General features: G+C 61.0%; 7 protein-coding genes. All 7 read left to right on the top strand.

The features are described 5' to 3' along the window. Positions 1-1,053: DUF3426 domain-containing protein (locus RI563_RS06275; protein WP_310693510.1), on the top strand; the 1,053-nt coding region annotated here is incomplete at its 5' end. 163 nt (positions 1,054-1,216) lie between these two features. Beyond that, on the top strand, positions 1,217-2,203 hold the full coding sequence (dusB, locus tag RI563_RS06270; protein WP_310693516.1) for a tRNA dihydrouridine synthase DusB: 987 nt from the start codon (positions 1,217-1,219) through the stop codon (positions 2,201-2,203). Further along, entirely contained in the window at positions 2,200-2,493 is a 294-nt protein-coding gene (fis, locus tag RI563_RS06265) for a DNA-binding transcriptional regulator Fis (protein ID WP_310693509.1), read from the top strand. The genes dusB and fis overlap by 4 nt, the downstream gene beginning before the upstream one ends. A 165-nt stretch (positions 2,494-2,658) precedes the next feature. Then, on the top strand, positions 2,659-4,218 hold the full coding sequence (gene purH / locus RI563_RS06260) for a bifunctional phosphoribosylaminoimidazolecarboxamide formyltransferase/IMP cyclohydrolase (protein WP_310693508.1): 1,560 nt from the start codon (positions 2,659-2,661) through the stop codon (positions 4,216-4,218). A 28-nt stretch (positions 4,219-4,246) separates the two neighbouring features. Continuing rightward, a complete protein-coding gene (gene purD, locus RI563_RS06255; RefSeq protein WP_310693507.1) occupies positions 4,247-5,536 on the top strand; it encodes a phosphoribosylamine--glycine ligase in 1,290 nt (429 codons plus the stop codon). Positions 5,537-5,698: 162 nt separating this feature from the next. Further along, entirely contained in the window at positions 5,699-6,586 is an 888-nt protein-coding gene (locus RI563_RS06250; RefSeq protein WP_310693506.1) for a phosphoribulokinase, read from the top strand. Positions 6,587-6,877: 291 nt separating this feature from the next. Next, positions 6,878-7,971: FIST C-terminal domain-containing protein (locus RI563_RS06245; RefSeq protein ID WP_310693505.1), on the top strand; the 1,094-nt coding region annotated here is incomplete at its 3' end.

Here is a 7,971-nt window from a genome sequence, read left to right as displayed (position 1 = left end):
ACCGAATCTTCGGTGAATACCGCTTCCATGAGCAAACCGGAGCCTGAGCCCGAGCCGGAACCGGAACCGGAACCGACATCGGCTTCCGATAGCTCCCGCTATAAATACAACGAATTTACCGATGAGGTGCTCTCGGACAAGGAACTGGATGACATCCTGGCGGAGATGGACCAGCAGTTGTCACTGGGGATCGATAATCCCGACACCGAACTGCCGGGCTCCCTGGCTTTGCCGGACGAGCCGCCGCCCCCGGAACAGGATGAACTGGGCGAGGCCATCGACAGCCTGTTTGACGATCTGAAGCGCGAACCGTCTGCCGGCGAGGAACCAGGGTCGTCCGTCGCTGAAACGACAGAAGAGATCGCCACGGCCGAACCCGAGGAAGACGCGACGCCGATGGCGTTCGAGGACGACACCGGGGACGACCGTTCACATACCGCCTCGATCGATGAACCGGATCGGGGCGCGTGGACAGACACCGCGGAGCTGCCTCCGACACTGGACGATGAGCCGGAGCCGGAACCAGTACCGCTGCGCCTGCGGGATTCGCTGGCGATCGAACCGCCCAAACCGCGCAGCTGGCTGGCCACGCTCGGTGGCGGTTTGTTGCTCCTGCTACTGCTGGCGCTCTTGCTCGGCCAGCTGGCCCTGTTCCGGCCCCTGGATGTGGTCCGCTATGTGCCGCAAAGTCAGCCCTGGCTGGAACAGTTCTGTCAGCATCTGCCCTGTCGCTTCACACCGTATCGGGATACCGACCGCATCCGCCTGCTCAACCGCGATGTGCGCGCCCATCCCAAGCAGGAGGGCGCCCTGTTGATCAGTGCCACCCTGGTCAATGAAGCCGATGTGGCCCAGGCCTATCCCGCCGTGCGGGTCACTCTGTTTGATTTATCCGGCAACCGGGTGGCCCGGCGCCGCTTTACATCGGCCGATTATCTGGGCGAACGCCATTCACCGTTTATGCAGATGCAACCGGACACGCCCCTGCAGATCAAACTCGAAGTGGCTGACCCGGGCAGCGAGGCCGTTAACTTTGAATTCGATTTTCAGTAACCGGCGAGCTTCGCACAGCATCGCAACCGGGCGGCGCGTGTAGATCAGCTTTGCCCGGATCGCAAGGCCTGCGGACCGGTTTTCCTGCTTTATCCTCTGCACCCGAACGGGTATGATGATCCGCCTCGTGTCGCGGGGCACGAGTCAGCCTGAAGACATCACTATGCGTATCGGCCCTTATCAGCTCAACAATCCGTTGATCCTTGCGCCCATGGCGGGCGTGACCGATCTGCCCTTTCGCCAGTTGTGCAAACAGCTGGGCGCGGGCATGGCCGTGTCCGAAATGGTCTCGTCCAATTCCCTGCTGTGGGGCAGCAAGAAAACCGAGCGGCGCGCCAGTCACGAGGGCGAGATCGAGCCCAAGTCGGTCCAGATCGCCGGCGCCGATCCGCAAATGATGGCCGAGGCCGCGCGTCACAATGTCGACAAGGGCGCCCAGATCATCGATATCAACATGGGCTGCCCGGCCAAGAAGGTGTGCAATGTGATGGCCGGTTCGGCGCTGCTGCAGGACGAGCCGCTGGTCGAACGTATTGTCAAAGCCGTGGTCGACGCGGTGGACGTGCCTGTGAGCCTCAAGATCCGCACCGGCTGGGACAGTGAACACAGAAATGCCCCGTTAATCGCCCGCATCGCCGAGGAAGCCGGCATCCAGGCGCTCGCTATCCACGGCCGCACCCGCGCCGATCAGTACAACGGCGAGGCGGAGTACGACACCATTGCCGAGGTCAAGTCACGAGTCGGCATTCCGGTCATCGCCAACGGGGATATCAGCACGCCGCAAAAAGCGGAGTATGTTCTGCGGCATACCGGCGCCGACGCGGTCATGATCGGCCGTGCCGCCCAGGGTCGTCCCTGGATCTTTGGCGAAATCGATCACTATTTACAAACCGGCGAGTTGCTGCCGGAACCGTCCGCGGAAACGATCCGCGACATCCTGATCGGTCACCTGAAAAACCTGTATGCCTTTTATGGCGAACACACCGGCGTGCGGGTGGCCCGCAAACATATCAGCTGGTACAGCAAGGGACAGTCTCATGGCGCGGCCTTCCGTCAGGCGGTAAACCGCGTCGATAGCGTGGAGCAACAGCTGGATATGATTTATGAATTTTTTGAACGCTTAATTAATCGGGAGGAACTTGCCGCATGAGTGAAGCAGTGGCTATGGAAAACGCTGTGATGACCAATAACAACACTTTCGACTCATCCCAGAAACCTCTGCGAGATTGTGTTGCCGATGCGATGGAAAATTATTTCCGTCAACTGGAAGGCCATCCGACCAACGAACTATATAAAATGGTGCTCGCCGAACTGGAAGAGCCGCTGTTCCGTGCCGTGCTCAAGCACACCGGCGGCAATCAGAGCAAGGCATCAGAAATGCTGGGCATCAACCGGGGCACCCTGCGCAAGAAACTCAAGCAATACGGGTTACACGAATAAACAGCGACAACGGCTGAGCGTACACTGATCGACCGGACCGGCCAGGAGAACATCGGCCCGATAACAACGTCTTATATCAAGCACTCTGCCGAGTCATTAAACATATCAACGCAATCCCGGCCACGGCGACCCCGTGGCCGAATTGTTGGTGGGGAACTCACGACCATGAATAAAATCCAGCGCGCGCTGATCAGCGTCTCCGATAAAACCGGCATCGCCGAGTTTGCCAAACAACTGCACGAGCAGTTCGGTGTCGAACTGCTCTCCACCGGCGGTACGGCAAAACTGCTTGCCGAGGCCGGACTGCCCGTTACCGAGGTGTCCGACTACACCGGCTTTCCGGAGATGATGGACGGGCGCGTTAAAACCCTGCATCCGAAGATCCACGGCGGGCTGCTGGGCCGCCGTGGCATCGATGATGCGGTCATGCAGGAACATGCCATTCCGCCCATCGACATGGTGGTGGTAAACCTCTATCCGTTCCGCGAAGCCGTCGCCAAACCCGACTGCGATCTGCCCACCGCAATCGAAAACATCGATATCGGCGGGCCGACCATGTTGCGCGCCGCGGCCAAGAACCATGCCGGTGTAGCGGTGCTGGTCAACAGTGACGACTATCCGCGAGTGCTCGAAGAGATGGCCGCCAACGACGGTGCGCTGAGTGACGCCACCCGCTTCGATCTGGCGATCAGGACCTTCGAGCATACCGCCGGTTACGACGGCGCCATTGCCAACTATCTGGGCGCCAGTAATGGCGACGGCCAGCGCGAGCGCTTTTCGCGGACGTTCAACAGCCAGTATCACCTGGCACAGAGCATGCGTTACGGCGAGAACCCGCATCAGGCCGCGGCTTTCTACGTGGAAGCCGATCAGCATGAGGCCTCGGTAGCCACCGCCCGTCAGCTGCAGGGCAAGGAGTTGTCCTACAACAACATCGCTGACACCGACGCCGCGCTCGAATGCGTCAAACAGTTCGACACTCCCGCCTGCGTGATCGTCAAACACGCCAACCCCTGCGGGGTCGCCCAGGCCGAGAACCTGCTGCTCGCCTACGACCGCGCCTATGCCACCGATCCCGAATCGGCCTTCGGCGGCATTATCGCCTTCAACCAGGAACTGGACGCCGAGACCGCCAAAGCGATCGTCGAGCGCCAGTTTGTCGAGGTCATCATTGCGCCGTCTGTCAGCGCCGACGCACTCAAGGTGGTCGCGGCCAAGAAAAACGTGCGCCTGCTGGCCTGCGGCGAATTCAGCAACGGTCAGCCGCGGCTTGACTTCAAACGGGTCAACGGTGGCCTGCTGGTCCAGGAGGCCGATCTGGCTTTATATAATGAGCTCAAGGTCGTCACCCAACGCCAGCCCTCGGAGCAGGAGATGGGCGATCTGCTGTTCAGCTGGCAGGTGGCCAAGTTCGTCAAATCCAATGCCATCGTCTATGGCCGGGAGCTGACGACCGTCGGTGTCGGTGCCGGACAGATGAGCCGGGTCAACTCGGCGCGCATCGCCGCTATCAAGGCCGAACAGGCGGGGCTGGAAGTGCCCGGGTCGGTGATGGCCTCCGACGCCTTCTTCCCCTTCCGCGACGGCCTGGACCAGGCCGCCGAAGCCGGCATCCGGGCCGTGATTCAACCCGGCGGCTCCATGCGCGATGAAGAAGTGATTGCCGCCGCCGACGAACACGGCATTGCCATGGTCTTCACCGGCATGCGCCATTTCCGTCACTGAATATCCACCTGGCAGGAGCGACACGCGTATGAAAATTCTGGTCATCGGCGGGGGCGGCCGGGAACACGCCCTGGCCTGGAAAGCCGCCCAATCCGAACGGGTCGAAACCGTCTATGTCGCGCCCGGTAATGCGGGCACCGCCCGTGAGCCCGGCCTGCAGAACGTGCCCGTCGGCGCCGAGGACATTGGGGCCCTGCTCGAGTTTGCCCGCAGCGAGGCCATCGACCTGACCCTGGTCGGCCCCGAGGCCCCGCTGGTGGCCGGTGTGGTGGATGAATTTACCGCCGCCGGCCTGCCCTGCTTCGGCCCCACCCGCGCCGCCGCGCAACTGGAAGGCTCCAAGGCCTTCACCAAGGATTTTCTGCAGCGGCACAACATTCCCACCGCCGCCTACGGCAACTTTACCGATGTGGACGAGGCCATTGCCTATGTCCGCCAGCAGGGCGCGCCCATCGTGGTCAAGGCGGACGGACTGGCCGCCGGCAAGGGCGTCATCCTGGCCCAGAGCGAGGATGAGGCCATCGCCGCGGTGCGCGACATGCTGGCCGGCAATGCCTTCGGGGATGCCGGCCACCGGGTCGTCATCGAGGAGTTTTTGCAGGGCGAGGAGGCCAGTTTCATCGTCATGGCCGACGGCGAACACATCCTGCCGCTGGCCACCTCCCAGGACCACAAGGCCCGCGACGACGGCGACTGCGGCCCCAACACCGGCGGCATGGGGGCCTACTCACCCGCGCCGGTGGTTACCCCCGACATTCACGCCCGCGTCATGCGCGAGGTCATCGAACCGACCGTGCGCGGCATGGCGGCCGAGGGCCACCCCTATACCGGGTTTCTCTATGCCGGGCTGATGATCGGCCCGGACGGCACGCCGAAGGTCCTCGAATACAACTGCCGCTTCGGTGATCCCGAGACCCAGCCGATTCTCATGCGCCTGCGCTCCGATCTGGCCGCGTTATGCGAGGCGGCGCTGGCACAACGGCTGGATCAGATCGAGGCCGAGTGGGACCCTCGTGCCGCGCTGGGCGTGGTGCTGGCGGCCGGCGGCTATCCGGACAACTATCGCAAGGGCGATGTCATCGAAGGGCTGCCGGACGAGAGCCCCGACGGCAAGGTGTTTCATGCCGGCACCGCCGAGCGGGACGGGCAGATCGTGACCAGCGGCGGGCGCGTGCTGTGCGCCGTGGGGCTGGGCGAGACCGTCAGCGAAGCCCGGCAGCGGGCCTATGCGCTGGTGCAGCAGATTCACTGGGACGGGGTCTATTACCGCAACGATATCGGACATCGCGCAATTGCCCGCGAACAGGCCGGGAACTAGCCCGAAACGACGCGATTTCCCCCTTCTGGATAAATCACCCGATGGCGAGACTTCCGCCAGACATTCTATTAGAATAGGCGGCTCGCTCGCGGCCCGGGGCCGCCGCAGAACAACCGAATTCATTACAACAACATTTCTAACGTTTGACCCAAGGGAGACCCCATGTCTGCAAAACATCCCATTATCGCGGTCACCGGCTCCTCCGGCGCCGGGACCACCACGGTAAAAAATGCCTTTGAACATATCTTCTTCCGCGAGCAGATCAATCCGCTGGTGATCGAAGGCGACAGCTACCACCGCTATGATCGCGCGGCCATGAAAGAGGCGATTGCTGACTTTGCCAAAGAAGGCAAACAGCTGAGCCATTTCGGCCCGCAAGCCAATCACTTCGACCTGCTGGAAGAGACCTTCCAGACCTACGGCAAAACCGGCACCTGCAAGCGCCGCTATTACCTGCACAGCGACGAGGAAGCGGCGGAGCACAACAGCCGCCTGAACACTGATCTCACCCCCGGCCAGTTCACGCCCTGGGAAGAGATCAAGGACAAGACCGACCTGCTGTTCTATGAAGGCCTGCACGGCGGTGTCGCCGACGGCGATATCGACGTGGCCAAACACGTGGATCTGCTGGTGGGCGTGGTGCCGATCGTCAACCTCGAGTGGATCCAGAAAATTCACCGGGACAACGAACAGCGTGGCTATTCCGCCGAGGCGATCGTGGATACCATTCTGCGTCGCATGGAAGACTACGTGCACTACATCACGCCGCAGTTCTCCCGCACCCATGTCAACTTCCAGCGCGTGCCGACGGTAGATACTTCCAACCCGTTTATCGCCCGGGATATCCCGACGCCGGACGAAAGCTTTATCGTGATCCGTTTCAGCGATCCGACCGGGATCGATTTCCCCTATCTGCTGAATATGATCCCCGATTCGTTCATGTCACGCCGCAATACCATCGTGGTACCGGGCGGCAAGATGGGCTTTGCCATGGAGCTGATCCTCAACCCGCTGATCCACGACATGATCCAGCAAAAGAAAAAAGCCTGAGACACACGTCCAGGCCAATAAAAAACCGGGCTTTGCCCGGTTTTTTTATGTCCGATGATAATCAAAGGCCGGTCGATGACCTTCGGCAACCGCGGGCCAGCGCCATAACCAACGCATTGAATGACACAGCAGAACAATTCCCCCTGATAACCTGTCAGCATTTAATTCAGTTGTTGCTGAAGACGTCGGTCAGCCACAGGCAGGCGAATGGATTTTAACTGGCGCATGTCGATAACAGAGCCGGTTACATGCTAGCATGATCGGCCCTGACAACCGGCAGATAGAGTGACGATGACACAATTCAAACTGGGACATGCCGCCGAGAACGAGTGGCAAAAAGCCGCCGATCAGGTTATCCAACAGATCGGCGCCTGCGAGGAGTGCAACCTTGCCTTCATTTATGTCACCGATGCCTTCAGTAACGAGCTGAGCAAGCTGCTGCGCTATCTCAAGGAACAGACCGGTATTGCGCACTGGGTCGGCAGTATCGGCAATGGCATCTGCTGTACCAATACCGAATATTACGACCAGCCGGCGGTCGTCGTACTCGCCTGCCATTTCCCGCAAGAGCAGTTTCGGGTCTTTGATATGGCCCAGGAAGAACAGCAGGCCCCGCCGCCGGCCAATCCCAATGACTTTTCCCTGCGCCCGGCCGTGGTCCACGGCGACCCCCGCAACGGCCATCTGCCCGAGACGATCCATGAGCTGCCTGAACAACTGGGTAACGGTTATCTGATCGGCGGATTGACCTCCTCGGAAAACCACTATTTCCAGGTTGCCGATGATCTCACCGAAGGCTCGCTCTCCGGCGTTATCTTCGAGGATGTGCCCATGGTGACGGGATTGAGCCAGGGCTGTACGCCCATCACCGGACCACGCATGCTAACCGCCAGCGATCATCACATGGCGATCACCATCGATGGCCGCCCGGCGCTGGAGGTCTTCAAGGAGGACATCGGCGAAGTCCTGGCGCGTGACATTGATCGGGCGGCCGGTTATATCTTTGCAGCCTTCCCGGTCCAGGGCAGTGACACCGGCGACTATCTCGTGCGCAACGTGATCGGCTTCGACCCGGACAACAACCTGCTGGCCATCGGCGAACACATGACCCCCGATACTCCGATCATGTTCTGTCGCCGCGATGGCAAATCCGCCATCGAAGACATGCAACGCATGCTGGCCGATGTCAAAAAACGGCTCAAAGGCGCTGAACCCAAAGGCGGCATCTACATCTCCTGTCTGGGCCGCGGCCGGCACCTGTTCGGCGAGAACAGTGAGGAGATGAAAATGATCAGCGAGGTCTTCGGCGACATCCCGCTGGTCGGCTTCTACGCCAACGGCGAAATCGCCGGCCAGCGCCTGTACGGCTACACCGGCGTCCTGAC

It is taken from the genome of Thiohalophilus sp. (assembly GCF_031581315.1).
Classification (GTDB): Bacteria; Pseudomonadota; Gammaproteobacteria; order UBA6429; family Thiohalophilaceae; genus Thiohalophilus.
Note: the sequence above shows the minus strand (reverse complement) of the source record. Positions and strands in the feature narration are given on the sequence as shown.